19 protein-coding genes, 1 tRNA gene and 1 riboswitch are annotated in these 20,074 nt (G+C 65.3%); of the genes, 11 read left to right on the top strand and 9 right to left on the bottom strand.

Translation table 11 applies throughout. The annotated features are described in order from the left end of the window. The first annotated feature begins 55 nt into the window (after positions 1 to 55). The 6 genes from IEY49_RS03790 to IEY49_RS03815 all read left to right on the top strand — a co-directional run bounded on the left by IEY49_RS03790 (position 56) and on the right by IEY49_RS03815 (position 7,737). Positions 56 to 475 (top strand): cobalamin B12-binding domain-containing protein, encoded by a 420-nt coding sequence (locus tag IEY49_RS03790; RefSeq protein ID WP_189004693.1) that lies wholly within the window; start codon positions 56 to 58, stop codon positions 473 to 475. 48 nt (positions 476 to 523) lie between these two features. Next, positions 524 to 1,744: an MFS transporter gene (locus IEY49_RS03795; protein ID WP_189004694.1), complete on the top strand. Its 1,221-nt coding sequence runs from the start codon at positions 524 to 526 to the stop codon at positions 1,742 to 1,744. A 237-nt stretch (positions 1,745 to 1,981) separates the two neighbouring features. Continuing rightward, complete coding sequence (locus IEY49_RS03800; protein ID WP_189004695.1) at positions 1,982 to 2,320, top strand: hypothetical protein; 339 nt, start codon at positions 1,982 to 1,984, stop codon at positions 2,318 to 2,320. A gap of 577 nt (positions 2,321 to 2,897) precedes the next feature. Continuing rightward, the gene (locus IEY49_RS03805; RefSeq protein ID WP_189004696.1) at positions 2,898 to 4,244 is read left to right on the top strand and encodes an ArsB/NhaD family transporter; all 1,347 of its coding nucleotides are present in this window, start codon (positions 2,898 to 2,900) and stop codon (positions 4,242 to 4,244) included. Positions 4,245 to 4,256: 12 nt separating this feature from the next. Continuing rightward, positions 4,257 to 5,525, top strand: coding sequence for a cation:proton antiporter (locus IEY49_RS03810; RefSeq protein WP_189004697.1), 1,269 nt, complete (start codon positions 4,257 to 4,259; stop codon positions 5,523 to 5,525). Between the two features lie 883 nt (positions 5,526 to 6,408). Continuing rightward, complete coding sequence (locus tag IEY49_RS03815) at positions 6,409 to 7,737, top strand: alginate O-acetyltransferase AlgX-related protein (protein ID WP_189004699.1); 1,329 nt, start codon at positions 6,409 to 6,411, stop codon at positions 7,735 to 7,737. Between the two features lie 210 nt (positions 7,738 to 7,947). Here the strand turns inward: IEY49_RS03815 and IEY49_RS03820 are convergent. Further along, positions 7,948 to 8,037 (bottom strand) — tRNA-Ser (locus IEY49_RS03820). A 98-nt stretch (positions 8,038 to 8,135) separates the two neighbouring features. Between IEY49_RS03820 and plsY the strand changes: the two genes are divergently transcribed. From plsY to IEY49_RS03840, 4 genes are all read left to right on the top strand, one after another. Further along, positions 8,136 to 8,729, top strand: coding sequence for a glycerol-3-phosphate 1-O-acyltransferase PlsY (gene plsY / locus IEY49_RS03825; protein ID WP_189004701.1), 594 nt, complete (start codon positions 8,136 to 8,138; stop codon positions 8,727 to 8,729). A 116-nt stretch (positions 8,730 to 8,845) separates the two neighbouring features. Next, positions 8,846 to 9,160, top strand: a complete 315-nt coding sequence (locus IEY49_RS03830; RefSeq protein WP_189004703.1) for a hypothetical protein — start codon at positions 8,846 to 8,848, stop codon at positions 9,158 to 9,160. Positions 9,161 to 9,322: 162 nt separating this feature from the next. After that, positions 9,323 to 10,342, top strand: coding sequence for an aspartate-semialdehyde dehydrogenase (locus IEY49_RS03835; RefSeq protein ID WP_189004705.1), 1,020 nt, complete (start codon positions 9,323 to 9,325; stop codon positions 10,340 to 10,342). A gap of 69 nt (positions 10,343 to 10,411) precedes the next feature. Continuing rightward, positions 10,412 to 11,041, top strand: coding sequence for a rhomboid family intramembrane serine protease (locus IEY49_RS03840; protein ID WP_189004707.1), 630 nt, complete (start codon positions 10,412 to 10,414; stop codon positions 11,039 to 11,041). 103 nt (positions 11,042 to 11,144) lie between these two features. On the opposite strand, the gene IEY49_RS03845 is transcribed toward IEY49_RS03840, so the two are convergent. The 8 genes from IEY49_RS03845 to IEY49_RS03880 form a co-directional block, all read right to left on the bottom strand. After that, positions 11,145 to 12,293, bottom strand: a complete 1,149-nt coding sequence (locus IEY49_RS03845; RefSeq protein WP_189004709.1) for a GGDEF domain-containing protein — start codon at positions 12,291 to 12,293, stop codon at positions 11,145 to 11,147. Positions 12,294 to 12,436: 143 nt separating this feature from the next. Next, a complete protein-coding gene (locus IEY49_RS03850) occupies positions 12,437 to 12,826 on the bottom strand; it encodes an NUDIX domain-containing protein (protein ID WP_308424636.1) in 390 nt (129 codons plus the stop codon). A 151-nt stretch (positions 12,827 to 12,977) separates the two neighbouring features. Then, on the bottom strand, positions 12,978 to 13,610 hold the full coding sequence (locus tag IEY49_RS03855) for a VOC family protein (protein WP_189004711.1): 633 nt from the start codon (positions 13,608 to 13,610) through the stop codon (positions 12,978 to 12,980). Then, positions 13,607 to 14,875 carry an NAD(P)/FAD-dependent oxidoreductase gene (locus tag IEY49_RS03860; protein WP_189004712.1) on the bottom strand — a complete coding sequence of 423 codons (1,269 nt, stop codon included), beginning with the start codon at positions 14,873 to 14,875 and terminating at the stop codon, positions 13,607 to 13,609. The genes IEY49_RS03855 and IEY49_RS03860 overlap by 4 nt, the downstream gene beginning before the upstream one ends. 175 nt (positions 14,876 to 15,050) lie before the next feature. Continuing rightward, positions 15,051 to 16,652, bottom strand: coding sequence for an MDR family MFS transporter (locus IEY49_RS03865; RefSeq protein ID WP_189004713.1), 1,602 nt, complete (start codon positions 16,650 to 16,652; stop codon positions 15,051 to 15,053). Beyond that, positions 16,649 to 17,125 (bottom strand): MarR family winged helix-turn-helix transcriptional regulator, encoded by a 477-nt coding sequence (locus IEY49_RS03870; RefSeq protein ID WP_189004714.1) that lies wholly within the window; start codon positions 17,123 to 17,125, stop codon positions 16,649 to 16,651. The genes IEY49_RS03865 and IEY49_RS03870 overlap by 4 nt, the downstream gene beginning before the upstream one ends. Before the next feature lie 71 nt (positions 17,126 to 17,196). Next, the gene (locus IEY49_RS03875) at positions 17,197 to 17,619 is read right to left on the bottom strand and encodes an NUDIX domain-containing protein (RefSeq protein WP_189004715.1); all 423 of its coding nucleotides are present in this window, start codon (positions 17,617 to 17,619) and stop codon (positions 17,197 to 17,199) included. Further along, complete coding sequence (locus IEY49_RS03880; RefSeq protein ID WP_189004716.1) at positions 17,616 to 18,800, bottom strand: CynX/NimT family MFS transporter; 1,185 nt, start codon at positions 18,798 to 18,800, stop codon at positions 17,616 to 17,618. The genes IEY49_RS03875 and IEY49_RS03880 overlap by 4 nt, the downstream gene beginning before the upstream one ends. Positions 18,801 to 18,856: 56 nt before the next feature. After that, a riboswitch (TPP riboswitch) is annotated at positions 18,857 to 18,953 on the top strand. 48 nt (positions 18,954 to 19,001) lie between these two features. Here IEY49_RS03880 and IEY49_RS03885 point away from each other — a divergent pair. Next, complete coding sequence (locus IEY49_RS03885; RefSeq protein ID WP_189004717.1) at positions 19,002 to 20,030, top strand: thiamine ABC transporter substrate-binding protein; 1,029 nt, start codon at positions 19,002 to 19,004, stop codon at positions 20,028 to 20,030. Positions 20,031 to 20,074: the final 44 nt, after the last annotated feature.

The raw sequence follows: 20,074 nt of genomic DNA on the forward strand, positions 1-20,074 counted from the left end.
CGCACCGCGCCGGGACGCGTAGAATGCACCAAACGCTCGTTAGGAGGAAGCACGAATGGAAGATCGCCGCATCAGGGTTCTGATCGCCAAGCCCGGCATGGACGGCCATGACCGGGGCGCCAAGGTGGTGGCCCGCGCCCTGCGCGACGCCGGGATGGAAGTGATTTACACGGGGCTGCGCCAGACGGCCGACATGATCGTCAACGCCGCTGTGCAGGAAGACGTGGACGCCATCGGCCTGAGCGTGCTGTCGGGCGCGCACATGCATTACTTCCGCGAAGTCATGGCGCTGCTTCGCGAGAAGGGTGTCGAGGACATCATCGTGTTCGGTGGCGGCATCATTCCGGACCAGGACCTGCCGCAGCTCAAGGAATGGGGTGTGGGTAAGGTCTTTACGCCCGGCGCCAGCACCCAGGACGCGGCAGAGTACCTGCGCACCGAGGTGCAGCGCCGCTGGCAGGAACAGGGCTCCTGATCCGTTGCCTTCAGCAGAGACAGCCCCCAGCCATAACCGGACATCGGCATGACTGAAACGGCGTCAGCCCGTTCCCTTGCCCGTTCGGCGGTGGGCCGGCTGTTTCCGCTGTATGGAGCGCAGGCGCTGGCCACCGGCGCAACCACCGTCAGCACCATCCTGGCCAGCGTGATCATGAGCGGGCTGGGCCGTGAGGACCTCAGCGGCCTGCCGGCCACGCTGATCAGTGCGGCGGCGGCCCTGTCCGCAGGCCTGTTCGGTGCCCTGATGCTGTCGCGTGGGCGGCGGTTCGGGCTCACCGCTGCTTTTGCCCTGGGGGTCAGCGGCGCCCTGACCGGTTTTCTGGGGGCGCGTGCCGGGCTGGTGCCGGTGTTCCTGATGGGCGCCGCACTGATGGGCGCCGCCCAGGGGGGCTACCAGCAGGCACGGTACGCCGCTGCCGAATGTGTGGCCCCCGAGCGGCGGGGGTCGGCCCTGGGCCTGCTGATGCTGATGAGTGTGGCGGGGTCCCTGCTGATCACGGGTGCCTCTTCGGGGGTCGAGCAGCTGGGAGTGCGGCTGGGCACCAGCGCCGAGATCGCCGGGTGGCTGGTGGCCGCTGCGCTGCTGGGCGTGGCCGCGGCCCTGATGCGGGCGTGGACCCCACCCGCCAGCCAGGAGCCAGCCGCAGTCAGAACAGCCCGGCCACCCCTGCGGAAAACCTTCTCCATCGCGGGAGTGCGGAGCGCGGCCCTGGGCCTGGCGACTGCCCAGGGAGTCATGGTGACCCTGATGAGCCTGACTCCGCTGCGGGCACACCACGCCGGAGTGGACCATGCCGGGGTGGCCGGGCTGATCAGTGCCCACATTGCCGGCATGTTCGGGTTTGGGTGGCTGACGGGTCCGCTGGTGGACCGCCTGGGCATGCGTTTCGGGTACACGTCGGGCGCTGTGCTGCTGGTCGCGGCCGCCCTCAGTGCGCTGGGCCCCGGCACGCCATGGTTGGGGGCCAGCATGTTTCTGCTGGGTCTGGGCTGGAATCTGGTATTCGTCAGCGGCAGTCGCTTCCTCACCCGTTACCCGGCCGCGCAGGGCGTGACCGACAGCCTGGGGTATGTCGCCTCCGGCACGGGCACGCTGCTGGGCGGTCTGCTGATTGCCCGCGCCGGTTTTCCGGCACTGGCCCTGACCTGCGCCGCACTGTCTCTGCTGCCACTGCTGAGTGCCTGGCGGGCCGGGAAAAGGTCCACAGGGGTGCCGCCCAGCCCTGAGCCCTCGGGCGCGGTATAGACGGGCAGGTCTCCCCTGGCCACACAAAACGGCGGACAGCATTTCACGTGTCCGCCGCTTCTTTTGGACTTCCGGCGCCGCAGGCCAAGCGGGGGCCTCGCACGGGATTTGGACGGTCCTCACGCTTTTGAGCTTTTCAGGATGTACTTGTTGGATGGTAGACAGAGCCGGAAAAGCCACAGCGTCTGCCTCCTCTCAGTCTGCACCGACCTTTCCACACCAAGGAGACCTGCACCCATGAGCAACTTCGTCCTGAAAGGCCGCTGGTATGGTGAAATCTACGATGAAAACCGCTGTTTCAAAGGTAGGGTCGTCGACGGCGGGCATACCGGCCTGAAAAGCGGCGATGAGGTCACCGTGACCTATAAGGTGGATCAGCATACGCTGCGCCATCACACCACCCAGGCGGGCGGAGGCTACAGCCTGGACGGCATGCCCGACAACAGCTTCATCCTGACCAGCTTCCTCAGACGCGGAGGAGTCACCGGTCATGAGGTGCTTCCCGACGAGGATGACCAGGAGTGGGGCGGTGAGATCGTGTCTGCTTCGCCGGCTCCTCAGCAGGACGCCACCTGAAATCTGTTCGGGGCCAGAGTGCTTGACCCTGCCTTCACTGGACGTCACCCATAAGACTCTGGCGACGCGGGAAAGAGTCAGCCCCTGGAAGACGCCGCCCCGGTGCCGCTGACCTGCCGAAGAGGGCCTGAAACTTCACTCAGGCAGTCGTTTCGGGCAGGGAGCAGAATTCCCGGCATTCCGGGCATAGAGCTTCAGTCTGGGAGGAATCAGCGCCTTCCCCATGCAGTCACCACCTGGGTGGCTGCTGGTCTGGGGGCAACACCCGTGGTCCGGACACAGTGACCATGTACACTGAACCCACAATCCTGTCATCGTGACGGGTGCCGGCGACCATACGCCGAACTGGAGGAGTCTGCTTACAGGCTCCTCCTATCTCTTTAGTGCCCGGAGGCTTCAGAAAATCCCATGATTAACACTTCCCCACAATGGCCATACCCACACTCAGCCCTGCACCCTGCTGGATCAGCATCCGGGGTTTCGCACCGTATTCACAGCTGGGCCGGCGCCCACCGTGATCGGCGCACCAACGACCGTGCACATCGTGTTCAGGTGTCTTTTGTCTCCCGGATAAGCCATGTCTGAACCGACCCACCAGACCCTGCCCGAGACCCTGGGCCTGAACCTGAGTGACTCCACACTGACGGTGCTCGCCATTTCCCTTTTTGTCATCACCTACGTCATGATTCTGCTCGAGAAGTACGTGCACCGCACGGTGGCTGCGCTTCTCGGCGCCTGCGCGGTGATGGTGGTCGGGCTGCTGACGCCAGACGAGGCCTGGGGCAGTATCGACTTCAACACCATCTTCCTGCTGTTCGGCATGATGAATATCGTCAATGTCCTGAGCCGCAGCGGGTTTTTTGATCTCGTGGCCCGGCGCGCCATGGTCCTGACCCGGGGCGAACCGGTGCGCGTGCTGTGGATTTTCAGTCTGCTGACTGCCGTGTTCAGTGCGTTCCTCGACAACGTCACGACAGTGCTGTTCATGGCACCGGTGGTCGTCACAGTGGTGACCCGGCTGGGACTGAAACCGATTCCCTACCTGATCGCTGTCATCCTGGCCAGCAATACCGGGGGCACGGCCACCCTGGTCGGAGACCCCCCCAACATCATTATCGGCTCGGTGGCGGGCAAGGGATTCGGCGAGTTCCTGGTAAATGTCGCTCCGTATGCCACGATTGCCACGTTCGCAGGAATTGCCCTGATGCATCTGCTGATGAAGCTTCGCGGAGACCTGGCGACCGCCGGGGCCAGTGCGCGGCTTCAGCAGATCCTCACCGACGACCGGCCGATCAAGACCGATCCGAAGCTGATGAAGCAGGCCCTGGTAATCTTCGCCATTACGCTCGTCCTGTTCATGGTGGGTCACCCGATTGGTCTGGAAGCCGGTCTGGTTGCGCTGACGACCAGTACCTTCCTGCTGCTGATTGCCGACCTCTCTCCCGTGGAGCTCTTTGAGCGGGTGGAGTGGGCGACCCTGCTGTTCTTCATGGGGCTGTTTATCGTCGTGGGTGCGCTCGAACATGTCGGGGTGTTCGAACAGGTGGCCACCGCCCTGACCGGCGCCATCGGCGACAACATCGGACTGGGTATTCTGCTGGTGGGCTTTTCGAGCGCCATCATCAGTGGCTTCGTGGACAACATTCCCTTCACCATCAGCATGGCCAGCGTCCTGAAAGAGCTGGAAACCACCATGGGTGCGCGCATGGACCCTCTGTGGTGGGCACTGAGCCTGGGCGCATGCCTGGGCGGCAACCTGACATTGATCGGTGCTTCTGCAAACATCGTCGTTTCAGACATCGCCGCCCGCGAGGGTCATCCCCTGGGCTTCGGGCAGTTCATGCGTTACGCCACACCCATAGCCCTGGTGACCGTGGCCCTGGCGCTCGGGCTTTACTACCTCGTGTTCCAGCTGACCAGTTGAGGAGTCAACCTGATGCGAATTCTTGATCTGGCGACCCTGCTGGTCTGTGTCACGGCCGCTCTTGCCTATCTCAATGCCCGGTTTCTGAAGCTTCCGGCCTCTATCGGAGTGACGGTCGGCGGCCTGCTGGTCAGCATGCTGGTCTTCGTTCTGGTGGCCCTGAACGTCCCCCTGGCCCTGGAAGCCGTGGACGTCGTGCGCGGCATTGAATTCGACGACTTTGTCTTCGAAGGGGTGCTGTCGTTTCTGCTGTTTGCCGGAGCCCTGGGCGTCAACTCCCACGCCCTGTGGAGCCTCAGGGGACCGGTGGTGTCGTTTGCGCTGCTGTCCACCGCGCTCTCGATCGGGCTGGTGGGCCTGACGGTCTACGGCCTGCTGGGGCTGTTCGGGCTGCAGATCCCGCTGGTGTACTGCCTGGTGTTTGGTGCGCTGATCAGCCCTACCGACCCGGTGGCGGTCCTGGGCATGCTCAAGCAGGCCAAGGTGCCCAAGAAAATCGAGACGCTGGTGGCGGGCGAAAGCCTGTTCAACGACGGGGTGGGCGTGGTTGCCTTTGCTGTGTTGGCCGGAATTGCCGCCGCTGCCAGCGGAGCACACGGCCCTGACCTGAGCGCGGCAGGGGTGCTGGGGTTTTTCGCACAGGAAGCGCTGGGCGGTCTGGCGCTGGGCGCGGTCCTGGGCACTCTGGGGTACCTGGCCCTGCGCTCGGTCCACGATTTCGTCGTGGAAGTGCTGGTCACGCTAGGGCTGGTCCTCGCCTGTACGGCCGTCGCAACCCATCTGCACGTTTCGGCACCACTGGCCGCCGTTGCCGCAGGACTGCTGGTCGGCTCGTTGACCGACCGGAGGCCCGCGGCCCTTTCCAGCCGTGAGAAGTTCGACAGCTTCTGGCATCTGACCGATGAGCTGCTGAATATCTTCCTGTTTACGCTGCTGGCCCTTGAAGTGGTCGTGGTGCGCTTCAGTTCACAGGCGCTGCTGCTTGGGCTGATTGCGATCCCGCTGGTGCTGCTGATCCGGGCCATCAGCGTACAGGTTCCCTTCATGCTGCTGGGCAAAAGACATGTGTTCTCGCCGTTTACCCGTCGGCTGATGATCTGGGGAGGCTTACGGGGCGCGATCAGCGTGGCCCTGGCCTTTACGGTGCCTGCTGGCCCAGCACGTGAGCTCTTTCTGGTGATGACTTACGTCATCGTGGTGTTTTCCATCATCGTGCAGGGCCTGACAGTGGGCCGGCTGGCGCTGAGCGCTGGCAGTGACGTCGCCGCGAAGCCAGCTTGAGTCAAAGTTCCCCATTCAGCAGTGCTCCAGCACACTGCTGACAGGCCACCTGGAACAAAACACCTTGAGGGATTAACGCCCCACGGTCCTCCATCATTGTGAAGCTGCGATGTCAACGCGGCCTGCAGATACACGAAACGCCCGGCAACAATCCGGGCGTTTCTGTCGTGCTGGCGGTGGAGCAGGAGAGATTCGAACTCTGGATAGGGTTACCTCGGGGGTACTCCTTATAAAACGTGCACAGGGCAAATCAAGCGACCAACGTAACCAGAAAATATCAGAATCTCCGCCACCTGACGTGGTTTTTCAACATTCCTTTGCCCTGACGCTCGATTCCAATGGAGACGAATCGAAAAGATTGCTCACCCATTATTCGGTTCCACTTTCCAGAGCCACATCCTGACGGACCAATCGGCAATTTTTCATGGTACTGAGGACGTGCCAGAAGCCAAAGGCTGGGACCGGGGCCGGGGCCATAACATCTCCAGCGGGTGGAGCAGATCACAAGAGCCTCGTTAGCTTCGGAGCCTGACGATTACAGTGAACCGGAGTGCTGTAGTTGTGCCAGACAAGAAACCGCAGACACTTTCGGGACCAGAAGACTGATTCCGTCATGAATTACTCGCAGACATCAATCCAAGGCAGCCCATTTGCGAACGGCAAACACGGGCACTTGCGCCGGCACAGCGTCTGAGAATGGCAAAGTCCCCGGCAGCGGGGAGGGGTCCACCGCGCCGCTCCCTGCGAGGCCCGGGGCTTTGCGAATTGCCCCCAGTGGTGGTAATTTGGGAAATTCCCAAGCGCTTCGTGGAACAGCCCCTCCATTCGGAACGCTGAACCACAATGCCCTCCTGCTCCGCCCGTCTCCCCCTGGAGGTTGGACATGAGAAACCGGTCTGGCCCTTTCCGTTTCCTCGCTGCTGTTCTGTGCGGACTTGCCCTGGTTGCAGCACTGGCCTTCGGCCAGGAGTCCAGCCCCAGCCAGACCAGCGGCTGGAAGGTCTGCCAGGCCGCCTACGATGTCCGCAACTACGACTCCAAGGATGCCTGGGCCCTGATTGTCAACCAGGGCCGCGACGGCCGGCTCTACGGGTACTACAGCTTTGAGAACAGCCCACCCGGTCTGAGCGGTGGTTTGCGCGACGAACTCGTGCGTTTCAGGGATGTGCTGCGGGCGCGCGGCACTGAACTTATCGTGGTCGTGATTCCCGGCAAGGGCCTCCTCGAGTATGACAGGGTCGATGTTCGCACGCTGCGCAGAAAGTCCGTCGATATCAATTTTCTGCGGTCACGGTACAAGGAGTACGTGCAGTCGTTCCAGCGGGCAGGAGTGTACGCCGTGGATCTCGTCGGTCTCGGCCTTCGTGACCAGAGTGGCAAGGCCCTCTACTTCAAGCATGACCACCACTGGACGCCACAGTTCGCGGGACTGGTGGCCAAGGACATTGCCAATCATGTCCGGACCACTCCTGCGTACCCCGCCCTTCCCAAAGTGCCGGTCACCATACAGGACAGGCCCGAGAAAACAACCTATGGGTCCTACGCCACGGTGCTTCGCAAGTTGTGTAACCTCACCCTTCTGCCTGAAGCCTACGTGTCGCGTGTCACCAAGTACCCCGGCGCCGGGGGCGACCTCCTCAGCGACGTAGAGCCAGGCATTGCACTGGTGGGCGACAGCCATAGCCGGGAACCGTCCTTCGCCACGCTCCTTCGGTTTTACCTGCAGCGGGATGTGGTGGTTCACGCGCTGCCCGGCGGGGGCGCCGCAGGCCCGATGGAAACGTACCTGTTGACCGGGGAGTACACCAGAATGCCACCAAAGGTATTGATCTGGGAGTTTGAGACCGGCATCGCGCAGCCCGGCTTTCTGGCGAGATTGGCCGCCGCTGCGCAGGGGCCTTGCACAGGAAGGCAGCGCATGTTCAGAGGATCCGTGCGGCCAAAAGGCCAGACGGTGACCTTGAGGTTGCCCCGGCCCATGACACCCGCGGCTGGCGGGTATCTTCATATCCGCGTGTCGGACCGCTCCATCCGACAACTGGATGTCGCAGGCACTCAGGTTGTGCTGAACGAGCGAACGACCAACAACGGAAACTTTTTCATCCCCGTGCCCGCGGCTTCCTTGACCCAACTCAACCTTCGATTTCCCGCAGTTCCAAAAGGTGAGATCGCCGTGTCCGTGTGCCGCCCCGCCGGCGACAGGGTGAAGTGATGGCACGGCTTGATACGGCCCCTGGCTCAATGTGCGTACTTGACAGCCGAATCATGTATGCGGCGGCCACCCGCATCCGCACTGCCCAGTCTTGGGTCCGGGGATTTGAGGAAGGGTTAAGAGGCCAGAGCAGGCATGTTCCGGTTCTTATTTGGATTATCAGGGAGCAACAAACCCCCGGCAGATGCTCGGGGGTTTCTGTCGTGCTGCTGGCGGAACGGGAGAGATTCGAACTCTCGATAGAGTTGCCCCTATACACGCTTTCCAGGCGTGCTCCTTCAACCACTCGGACACCGTTCCAGCGGCAGCCAATCTAGCGGAGGCGCGCACGAATTGCAAATGAAGGCACGTCCCTGTTGGGTGGCCGGCGCAGAGAGACAGGCGCATACAATGTCGCTGTGATCTTCATCGTGGTGCTGGCTGTGGCCGCCTCTTACCTGATCGGTTCCATCCCAGCGGCGGCCTGGGTCGCGCGTACACGTGGAGTAGATATCCGCACCGTGGGGAGTGGTAACAGCGGCGCAACCAACGTCCTGCGCTCGCTGGGCAAGGGCCCGGCACTGGCCGTGGCCGTGTTCGACATCCTGAAAGGAGCCCTGGCGGTTTGGCTGGGACGTGCCCTGGGCCTGGACCCCATGTGGGCGGCGCTATGCGGAGTGGCTGCCGTCGTAGGGCATAACTTCAGCCCGTTTCTGCGCTTCCGGGGAGGCAAGGGGGTAGCCAGCAGCTTCGGCACCATTGCCGCCATCGATCCGGTGGTGGGCGCCGGGGCCTTTGTGCTGGGTCTGGGATGTATGTGGCTGACGCGCTTCGTCAGCGCGGGAAGCATTCTGGGCGCCGTCAATGCCGCTGTCGTGGCTATTGCACTGGGCCGGCCACTATGGCTTATGGCCGTGATGGTGGTGCTGGCCGCCCTGCTGATCTGGCAGCACCGTGACAACGTGGACCGCCTGCGGGCCGGCACCGAGAGGCGGCTGGGCGACAAGAGCTGAGGCACCACCCCCCTCCTGTGGGGTAGCCGGGCACATCCAGCTGGAAGCAGGAGCGCTATGATGTGGACGCTCCACAATCAAAGAGCGCATTGACCTTCACGGTGGGGAGTTCACGGATGCCCGTCAGAATCAGAATTTACGGCAAGGAAGCCGAGTTCTCGCAGGGATGCTGGTCCTGCGATGACGACTCGCTGCTGGCCATGCTCGAAGCACTCGCCGATCCACGCGCCCGCACCGAACAGGAGGAGCGGGAACATGCCATCTATGCCGCCGGCCGGCTGGGGGGGCTGATCGCCACTCCTTACGGCTGGGAAGCGGCGCCCATGCCGGCCCCCGAAATCACGCTGGGGGACGTTATCCCCGGGCCCGCCGCACGCGACAGCGGACGCGCCGGCGGCGGATTGCTGGGGCTGCTGCGCCGGCGCAGGTGAGAAGGCCCTCTAGATCGCTGGCTTGACCCCCTGGCCCGGCAGCCACTACCCTGCAGGGCATGAGCGCGTTGGCGGAGACCATGACCCCTTAAGGGTGGCCCGCCTTGTGCAGCGCCGCCCCGCAGGACATGCGCGGGCGGTTTTCGTTTGGGAGGTTGGAAGATGCGCGTAGCGATTGTTGGAGCCACCGGGGCGGTTGGTCATGAACTGATGCAGGTGCTGGAGCGCTCGGCGCTCAGGTTTGACGAGCTGTTGCTGTATGCCTCGCCGCGCAGCGCCGGAAGCCGGCTGACCTTCCGGGGCCAGGAACTGACAGTGGAGGTGACTCCCGAAGGGCCTATCGACGCCGACGTGATTCTGGCCTCGGCCGGAGGAAGCGTCAGCAAGGCACTGGCACACCAATGGATTAGGGGCGGCGGGGTCGTGATCGACAACAGCAGCGCCTTCCGTTACGACGACAACGTGCCGCTGGTGGTCCCGGAGGTCAACGGGGAAGCGGCCCTGAAACACCAGGGCATCATCGCCAACCCCAACTGCACCACGGCCATCGCGGTGGTGGCGGTCGCGCCGATCCACCGCAAATACGGCGTGCGGCGCATGATCGTCAGTACGTACCAGGCCACCAGCGGCGCCGGACAGAAAGGCATGGACGAGCTGGTCGAGCAGACCCGGCACGTGCTGGGCGGGCAGGAAGCGACCAACGAGGTCTTTGCACACCCTATCCCCTTTAACGTCATTCCTCACATCGACAGCTTCCAGGACAACGGCTACACCAAGGAAGAGATGAAGGTCGTGTGGGAGACGCACAAGATCATGGGCGACGACTCGGTGCGGGTCAGCTGCACCGCCGTGCGCATCCCCACCCTGCGCACCCACAGTGAGGCAATCACGCTGGAGCTCGAGCGCCCGGCCACCCCCTCCCAGATCCGCGAACTGCTCGCCGCGTCGGCCGGCGTGGAGGTCCGTGACGACCCGGCCGGCAAGCTTTACCCCATGCCCCTGACCGCCAGCGGCAAGTACGACGTAGAGGTCGGACGCATCCGCGAGTCGCTGGTGTTCGATGGAGGCATCGACCTGTTCGTGGCCGGCGACCAGCTGCTCAAGGGTGCGGCCCTGAATGCTGTCCAGATCGCCGAATACCTGCAGGAGCACGGCGCCCTCAAGGAGCGGCAGCCGGTCTGAGAACACCTCACCACCTTTCATAAGGCTCCCTGCGGGGAGCTTTTTTACGGGGCGCTTAGACTGCGTGGTATGCGCCGGCCCGGTTCCCCTGCTGTTCGTCCCTCCCCTGCCCGGCGCGCCGGTTCCCCGGTGGCGGCCACGATTCTGACGGCCACGCTGACCGGCGGCCTGTGGACCCAGGAAGTGGTGGACACGTTTGCCTTCGGCGGGCAACTCGACGCCTTCGGCATTCAGCCCCGCGACCCCGACAGTCTGGTCCATGTCCTCAGCGCCCCCTTCCTGCACGCGGGCTTTGCCCACCTGATGGCCAATACGGTTCCGCTGGCGGTCCTGACGTTCATGAGCGCAGTCCGGGGGGTGGGGCGCTTTCTGGTGGCCACCCTATTGATCGTGCTGGTGGGCGGCGGGCTGGTGTGGCTGTTCGGCCGCGGCAACAGCACCCACCTGGGTGCCAGCGCCCTGGTGTTCGGGTACCTCGCCTACCTGCTGGGCGTGGGATGGTGGGAGCGGACGCCCGCCGCGCTGGGCATGGCCGCTGTGGCCTTCATCCTGTACGGCGGGGCCCTGTGGGGCGTGCTTCCTGGTAACCCGGTCGTGTCGTGGGAAGCCCATCTGTTCGGGTTTCTGGCCGGGCTGCTGGCCGCGGCGCTGCTGCACCGGAAGCGTCCACCGCTACCCGGCCGCGCGCCGCTGCGCTGAAGAAAAACCCGGTGCCACATTGCGCACTGTGGTTCGGTTCCGGCGGACTGGTACCGGGCGGTGGTTGGCAAGGCCACAGCCCTGAGGGCTCCAAGAGGTGCCCTCAGGGCATCAGGTGAGCTGCCGTCTCTGGGGTCATTGTCGAGAACTCCACGCCATTGCGCCCCCGGTTCTTGCGGGCATACATGGCCGCGTCTGCACGGGCCACGATCTGCTCGGGGGTCTCGCCGGGCCGCGCATGGGCCACCCCGAAACACGCGGTGACACCCTCCTGCGGACCGAAACTCTGGTGGCGCAACTGCCCACGCAACGTCCTGAGCAGCTCATAGACCTCCTCTTTGGGCAACGCCGGGAGCACAATCAGAAATTCCTCGCCACCCCAGCGCGCAAACAGGGCAGAGTCAGGTAGAAGCTGCCGGGCGCTGCGCGTGACGTTGACAAGCACCAGATCACCGGTGGCGTGTCCGTGTTCGTCGTTGACGCCCTTGAAGTGATCGATGTCGAAAAGAATGACGGTATAGGGCTCTCCGGCGCGGTGCAGAGCCTGCAGATGTTCCTCGGCGGCGCGGCGATTGGCCGCTCCGGTCAGGGCGTCACACGACGCCGCGATCTGCACGGCACTCAGGCGGTCACGCAGGGTACCGAACCGGCTTTGCATACTGGTCAGCACGACCCCGGCCAGCAGAAACTGGATGATGCCTCCAAGAAGTTCCCGGCTGCGCAGCAGTTCAGGGGTGAGCAACAGATGACCCAGCGTAATAGCAATCGTGAGCCCCAGGATGCCGCGCACAAAATACCGGGCCAGCCGTGTAGGGAAGATCAGAAAGGCCGCGACGTACAGCACCGCGAACCAGTAGGTGCTCTGGCTAAGCACGCCGTATTGCGGGGCAAAGACCCGGAACTGGTGGTTGTAGGCCAGCAGCAGATACGACGCGTTGGTCAGGAAGCTGAGCACGAACGCCCGGCGGGGGTCCACGCGCCCGGACAGCACCGTGATCAGCAGCACCAGATACATCAGACCGCACAGGGGCAACACCACCCGGTCCAGCGGATCGTAGTCGGGAGCCTGCACCCACAGCGCCCCGGGGATGCCCACCAGGGCTGCCACCGCCATAATCACGAACATCCGCCGCAGCAGGATGATTTCTTCCTGCAGTTCGTCGTGCAGCAGATACTGAGCCAGCGCAGCGCGTATCCGGCGAAGGGGCGGGGCTCTCAGTGGCGGTTTCCGGACAACGTCTTTCAGATCCATCACCCAGTCCCGGGCTCTGGCCAGGACAACCATTACGTTAGGTCGACTACCCGCTGCTCATCCCGCCTCAGGGATGACCACCGCACTTAGGCCGTATGCCATGTGTTTCTCATCTTACCACTTAGCTTCATACCGAGCACCCTTCACCCTTTGGGGTACACCGGGGGGGCGAGCGGTGAAGCGGGCCCAATTTCCCAGCGCCCGGCCGCCATTCCTGATGCGACCGCCTTGAGCAGATCAGTCTGCTCGGGCCAGAACAGGGCGGGTGCCGTTCCCAGGGGGCTCCACTCCAGCTTGAATCCAGGTTCAAGAGGGGGTCTGCCGGCCCCTGAGGTCGTGGCAAGGACACAGGAAGTCACCTGCCAGGAGGTGCGTGCATAGTTCAGGCGTTCCAGGACGCCCAGCGCTGCCACTGGCTGCACGTCACTCAGACCGGCCTCTTCTCTCAATTCGCGCAAAAGCGCCTGCCGAGGCGACTCACCGTCTTCGATCCCACCTTTGGGAAGCTGCCACACCTCCCCACTTTCGACCACCAGGGCGACATGTCAGCTGTCCTCCATCCAGCGTAGAACGACCGCCCCGGCACTGTGGTGCTCGAGGAGTCCCTCCGGCCTCGAATACCAACCAGGACGAGTCGGGCGGAGCGTACCTCAAGGTCCTTATCGTCTCACGGGGGCACAGGCCTTACAGGGTGACCGGTCCACCGGGCGTGTCCAGTGTGGCGCCCAGTTCCGATTGAGGTGCCTCATAGACCTCCACCGGGCCCGAAAAGTGCATCCGGTCCAGCCGCGCACGCAGACCATCGGGATCAGGAGTGCCCAGGCGCAGCACCGCCAGCCGCACCCCCTGATCGATCAGGCGGGTGGGGGGCGGCGGGGTGTGCCAGGTGATCAGGGACGGCGCGACCCCGCCCAGCGGCAGCTGTCCACCGGCCGGCACGGTCAGGGTCCATCGGTTCTCGCCGCGGCTGAGGTCCAGGGCTTCCTGGTCCGGGGGCAGGATATCCACCTGCGCGACCCAGTGAATCAGGGCGGGCCCCGCTTCCAGGCGCGCGCGCATGGCCGGGTCGTCCAGGGCAAACCAGCGGGCCCGGCGCGGAACAGGCGCAGCGGGGTTGACCGCAATGACCTCCAGGTACTCGTCTGGACCCAGGGAGAGCAGGGCGTTGTGGGTGCCGAACGCGTCATGCTCACCGCCCGGCTGCAACGGCACACCCAGACGGCCCTCCAGCCAGTCACGGCCCGCAGGCAGGCTGCGGGCCGCCACCACCAGATGGTCCAGGCGGGCCCGGCTGGGGCCGATCCCGCGCCCGGTCACGCGCCCCTCGGACGGCTCTGCGCCGCGAGGTCGCCCAGCACAATAGCCGCAGCCTTCTCGCCGCTTTCCAGGGCGCCCTGCAGGCTGCTCATGGACGTGACCTCGGAGGCCAGCAACACTCCGGGCAGACGGGTGGCATGTCCGGGAAGGGTCGCGGCGAATTCCGGCGGCTGTGGAAACTGCGCGTATGCAATGCGCTCAACGTGCAAAAGGCGCAGTGTGGCCACATTCTGACTTCCGTACCAGCCGGCCAGTTCTGCCCGCACCTGCTGGTCCAGCGCGGCGTCGTCCTGGTGCGGCTCACCCAGCACGCTGACGGTCAGGAGGTGCTGTCCGGCCGGGGCGCGGCCCGGGACCGCCTGGGAGGTCCACTGGGCATTGTTGATCAGGCCGTCCGCTGCAGCATTGAGCAGCAGTCTCGTTTCCGGGTCGATGGCCTGGGCCGTGGCGTAGTACAGGTAGGTGCTGCTCACCCGGCCGCGCGCCGTGGGCTCGCCGGTCAGTTCCTGGGCCACGAAAGGATCGGTGGCCACGATGACCTGCCGCGCGTCGAGGTCCCCGGCACTGGTCTCGGCCGTGACATGCGCGCCGTGCGCAGCCAGCCGTCTGACCCGCACCCCGGTGTCCAGCTCCAGCCCGGCAGCAAGTTGCGCGGCAATGGCCCCTATTCCACCGCGCGGCAGGGCGGCTCCCCCATCGATCAGCATGCGGAAGTAATAGCGGAACAGCCGCGCCGAGGTGCTCAGGTCTCGGCGCAGAAAGATGCCGCCGAAGAACGGCCGGAAAAATGTGTCCAGTGCTGAGTCGCTGAACCCCTGGCGTCTGAGGTACGCCTCGGTGGTCTCGTCGGGACCGCGCAACAGGGCGTGAGGCGCCGGACCACGCAGTTGCAGGGCCAGCCGGGCCAGGCGCAGCTTGTCACCCAGCGGAATGACGCGGGTGGTCAGGGTCCCCGGCAGGCCGGCCGGGTCGCGCAGGGGGTCACCCACCACGTCCACGCGGGCGCCGCGCCGGATAGCCGCGCCAGAGGGCAGGGGCACCAGATCCAGCGCCGCCAGGTTCAGCTGACGCTGCACGGCCGGGTAGGCCGGAAACAGCACCTGATACCCGGCGTCCAGTGTGAACCCATCCACCACACGCGTGGCCACGCGCCCGCCAGGATGCGACCCGGCTTCCACCACGCGCACCCGCTGCCCGGCACGCCTGAGCACCCGCGCGGCACTGAGGCCTGAGAGGCCCCCTCCCACCACCAGAACATCCAGCATGAATGCAGGCTAGAGGAAGCGGGGACACGCAGGGCACAGATCGCAGGGCGCCATCCCTTCATGGAGCGCGGGCTGTTTCCGGAGGTTCAGACCTGCTTTCCGTGGCCGGCAACCAGTGGGGTTGCAGACAGCCTGTTCCCCGGCCCTGTTTCGAGGGACCGGCAGCCCGAATGACTCAGTCGGTCGCGGCGCCCTGCTGCCGTCCCGTCCGACCTGCAGGAACACGACCCTTGAGCGGCTGCTCCGGCAGGAACAGCACCGCCACGAAGGAGATAAACACCATCAGCGCCGCGATCAGGAACACGTGGTCAATCGCGCCGACCATTACGCTGCGCAGGGCGTGCACGATGGGCGCCATCAGTTCGCCCTGGCCCAGCTGGGTCAGTCCGGCCTGCAGACGACTGGTGGCCTCGGGGCTGGTCAGCAGGTTGGGGTTGGTCAGGGCTTCCTGCAGCGGGGCCGGGAGCGCGCGCGCCTGGGCAGGCAACTCCGCGTCAAGGTTGGCCGCAAGCTGGCGGTTGACCAGCGCCCCGAACAGGCTGACCGCCAGGGTTCCGCCGATCTGCCGGAAGAACTGGTTGCCGCCCGTGGCGCTGCCCAGCTGTTCTCGCGGCGCGGCGTTCTGGACCGCCAGGGTCAGCTGGCTGTTCACTGGTCCCAGGCCCAGGCCCAGCAGCACCATGATGCCCACCGCAATCCATAGTGGGGTGGTCATCCCCAGTCCATTGGCCAGCAGCAGGGCCAGAGTGGCCACCAGCGCCCCGCCGATGATCAGAAGCTTGTAGCGGCCGGTACGGCTGACCAGCTGTCCCGCCAGGGTGCTGGTCAGGATCATGCCGCCCATCAGGGGCGCCAGGGCCAGGCCGCTGCCTGCGGCACTGCTGCCCCGCACGCCCTGCATGTACAGGGGCAGGTACAGGATTGCGGCAAACATGCCGGCGCTGACGAAAAACCCGGCCACCGAGGCAATGGCGATGCCCCGGTCACGCAGCAGCCGCAGATCGAGCAGCGGCCGCTCCTGCTGGCGGCTGTGGCGCACGTACCAGAGGCCCAGCACCAGCGTGGCGGCCAGGAGTCCGACGATGCGCGGGCTGGTCCAGGCGTACGGGGCGCCGCCCCACGACATGGCCAGGGTCAGGGTGGTGACCGACCCCGCCAGCAGCACCGCCCCGAGACGATCAAAATGTCCGCCACCGGTGGGCGCCGGCAGCCGGAAATAGCGCCAGATAAACCACAGGGCCAGCAGCGCAAAAGGCAGGTTGACAAAAAACACGCTGCGCCAGCCCAGGTGGTCCGTCAGGAATCCGCCCGCCAGCGGCCCCACCACACTGCTGATTCCCCACACCGCGCCCGTGTATCCCTGGTAGCGCCCGCGCTCGATAGGCGAAAACAGGTCCGCGATGGCCGTAAAGCTCATGGCCATCAGCATCCCGCCCCCGATGCCCTGCACGGCGCGCAGGGCAATCAGTCCTTCCATGCTCTGCACGAATCCCAGGGCCATACTGCCCAGCGAGAACACCAGAATGCCGGCCAGGATCAGCGGGCGCCGTCCGTAGCGGTCGCTCACGGTCCCGACAATGGGAATGGTGATGGTGGTGGTCAGCGAATAGGCCGTGAACGCCCAGGCATACAGGTCAAAGCCCCCCAGATCAGCAATGACCCTAGGCATGGCGCTGCCCACCACGGTCATGTTCAGGCTGCTCAGGAACAGCACCATCAGGATGCCGGCAAAGGCCAGCAGTTTCTGGCGGTCGGCAGGCGGGACGGGCGCCCTCATGCCAGGGCCTCCGCCTCGGGGCGTGCCAGGGCGGCGTCCAGCACGGCCAGGGCTTCCAGGGCCGCGTGCACGGTCGGGGCCGGCAGGTGCCCGAAGTGGGCCTGCACGATGTCCTGTGCAGTGGCGCGGGTTCGTGCGCGCGTCCGGGCACCTGCGTCGGTCAGTTGCAGGCGCTGACGGCGCAGGTCACCAGGGTCGCTGATGCGCTCGACCAGCCCCGAGGCCACCAGCTTGGTCACAATGCGCGTCACGGTCGGCGCGGGCAGGCTGTGACGCGAGGCCACGGCCCCCGGCGTGTCAAAGCCGTCCATGATGGCCGCCAGCACCAGCAGTTCCTTGGTATTCAGGCCCAGCGCCTGCTCCAGCGGCTCATCCAGCGTCTGCCTGAACCGCCGCGACAGCCGCAGCACAGTGCGGACCAGCGTGTACAGCTCGTCCGTCTCGGTTGAAGGGGAGGGCTCAGCACTGTTCATTCCAGATGGAACTATTCCAGATGGAAGGACATCATCACGTGAGCCGGGTCTCTTTGTCAGTCCTTGTTGCCTCAGCCAAGCTGTTCGGAGAGCCAGACCCCAGCCCTGAGATGCGTGTCGAGAACATCTGCCAGCCAGGGCAGGCTGTCGGGCGGCAGGGCGCCGGGGTGAAACCAGCCGACTTCCGAAGTGTTTTCGAGTGGCGCAGGCTCGCCCTCCCAGATCCGGGCCACAAACAGGAAGTCCACGCCATGAGCCTCCCCCAGGTCGTACCGGGCGACCCCCAGGGGGCTGAGACGACCCGGATCGACATGAAGTCCCACTTCTTCGGCCGCTTCCCGGACCGCGGCGTGGGCCAGCGCCTCTCCACGCTCGACCCGGCCACCCGGCAGTCCCCACAGGCCTTCTGCATAGGCCACGCCAGCCCGGCGTCCCAGCAGCACACGTCCGGCCGGGTCCAGAACGACCAGCCAGGCGACCAGAAAGAAACTCATGCGACCTCCAGACGTTCGGCAGGTTCTCCACTGGCCCACCATCCGCTGATCAGGACCAGTGCAGTGAACCCCAGCAACAGGATCAGCGGCGGGCTCCAGTCACCCGTGAAGTCATGCACCGCTCCGAACAGGAAGGGGCCGGTGGCGGCCAGCAGGTAGCCATACCCCTGCGCTACGGCCGAAAGCCCGGGCGCCTCAGCCGTATTGCGGGCCCGCCGGGCGATCAGGTACAGCGCCAGCGGAAAGGCACTGCCCGACGCCGCCCCGAGCAGCAGCACCCACACCAGGTTGGGGACCTGGGGGAGCAGCAGCAGGCCAGCCAGCCCGGCCGCGAAGGCGGTGCTAAGGGCCACCACCAGCGGCCGGGCGGAAGGCAGGCGTGCGGCCAGCACGGGCACTGCCAGCGTAAACGGAAGCTGCACCAGATTGCCCAGTGACAGTAACATCCCAGCTTCGGCGCTGCTGACACCACGGTCCAGCAGTATTCTGGGCAGCCAGGTCAGCCAGGTGAAGAACACCAGTGACTGCGTGCCCATGTACAGCGTCAGCGGCAGTGCCGCCGGGTTGGTCCACACCCGCCCGGATGGCATGGGCTGCAGGCCGCTGCGTACCGGTCGCCCAATCACGACCGGCCACCAGGCCAGGGCTCCCAGGACAGCCAGTCCTGCCCAGACGCCCAGCGCCAGCCGCCACGAGCCGCCCAGCGCACCCTGTAAAGGCACCGCCACGGCCGACGCCACGGTGGCCCCACCCACGACAGCCGTGGTGTAGATCCCGGTCATCAGGCCCAGACGGCCGGGAAAATCCCGCCGGATCAGGCTGGGCAGCAGCACATTGACCACCGCGATGCCGGCCCCCACCAGCAGGGTCCCGGCCAGAATCCAGGGAAAGGTGGGACCAGCACGCAGCGCTGCGCCCAGGACAATCAGTCCAAGACACCCCAGGATCACCACTTCGGCACTTCGGGCGCGGGCCAGCGCTGGAGCCACCAGGGCCAGCGCGCCCCAGCACAGCAGCGGAATGGTGGTCAGCAGACTGACGGTGGCCGCACTGACCGCCAGATCCCGCTGGATAGGCGCCAGCAGCGGACCGAACCCGGCAATCACCGGGCGCAGGTTGAGGGCCACCAGGACGATGCCCAGGACCAGCAGCACAGGGGCGGCACGGTTGCGCAGGTTCAAGAGGCCACCAGGAGTCGCGGCATACTCCGCAGCCTACGCCTGCGCTATGCTCGCGGGTGCGTCACCGGGGGTGTCCTGAGGAGCAGGACTGAGAAAAACCCTTGGAACCTGAACCGGGTCATACCGGCGGAGGGAGTGTGACCAGGCCACGGCGTCAGTCATGGCCTGCGCCTCCCCTCTCGTGACGCGAGGGGATTTTCTATGCGTAAGATTCTGTGTTCTGCCCTGCTGATGCTGGGTGCTGCCGGTGCCCAGAGCACCCTGACCGTGATTACCCACGACAGCTTTTCCGTGGACAAGAAACTGATCGCTCAGTTCGAGGCTGCCAACAAGGCCCGCGTACGCTTTGTGAAGGGCGGCGACGCGGGTGAGTTGCTCAGCCGCCTGATCCTGACCCGCCGCGCGCCAGTGGCCGATGTGGTCTACGGCCTGGACAACAGCCTGCTGGCCCGGGCCAGGACGGCCGGAATCCTGGAAGCCTACCGGTCACCGGCCCAGGCCGGTGTGCCCGCCCGTTACCGGCTGGACGACACCGGCCTCCTGACCAGTGTGGACTACGGTTACGTGGCCCTGAACTACGACCGGGCCTACTTCGAGAAAGCAGGCCTGGCACTGCCCCGCACACTGGATGACCTGAAGAAGCCCGAGTACGCGCGCCTGACCGTGGTGAGCAGCCCGGCGACCAGCAGCCCTGGCCTGGCGTTCCTGCTGGCCACCGTAAACCACTACGGCGAAGCCGGTGCGTGGGCGTGGTGGAAAGCCGCGCGGGCCGGCGGCCTGAAAGTTACCCGTGGTTGGAGCGACGCCTACTACAAGGAGTTCAGCCGCAACGGCGGGAAATATCCCATCGTGCTGAGCTACGCCAGCAGCCCCGCTGCGGAAGTGTTCTACGCCGACGGCTATGATCCCAAGAAGCTGCCGGCCCAGAGCCCGACCGCCAACCTGTTCCTGCCCGGCAGCACCTACCTGCAGATCGAAGGGGTCGGCATCCTGAAAGGCACGAAGCAGGGAACCCTGGCCCGCAAGTTCGTGGACTTCATGCTCAGCGCGCCGGTCCAGGCGGATATTCCCACCCGAATGTGGGTGTATCCGGCAGCCAGTGGAACCAGGCTCGACCCGGTGTACCGCTTCGCTCAGCAGCCGGACGTCAGGGCGGCCGCACCGAATGTCACCGCCAACCCCCAGCGCCTGGTAGACGCCTGGATCACCCAGGTGCTGCGGGCCCGCTGATCCGGGCCAGGGCCGAGAACGCCTTTTTTGCCGCAGTAAACGGA

The organism is Deinococcus malanensis (genome assembly GCF_014647655.1).
GTDB lineage: Bacteria > Deinococcota > Deinococci > Deinococcales > Deinococcaceae > Deinococcus > Deinococcus malanensis.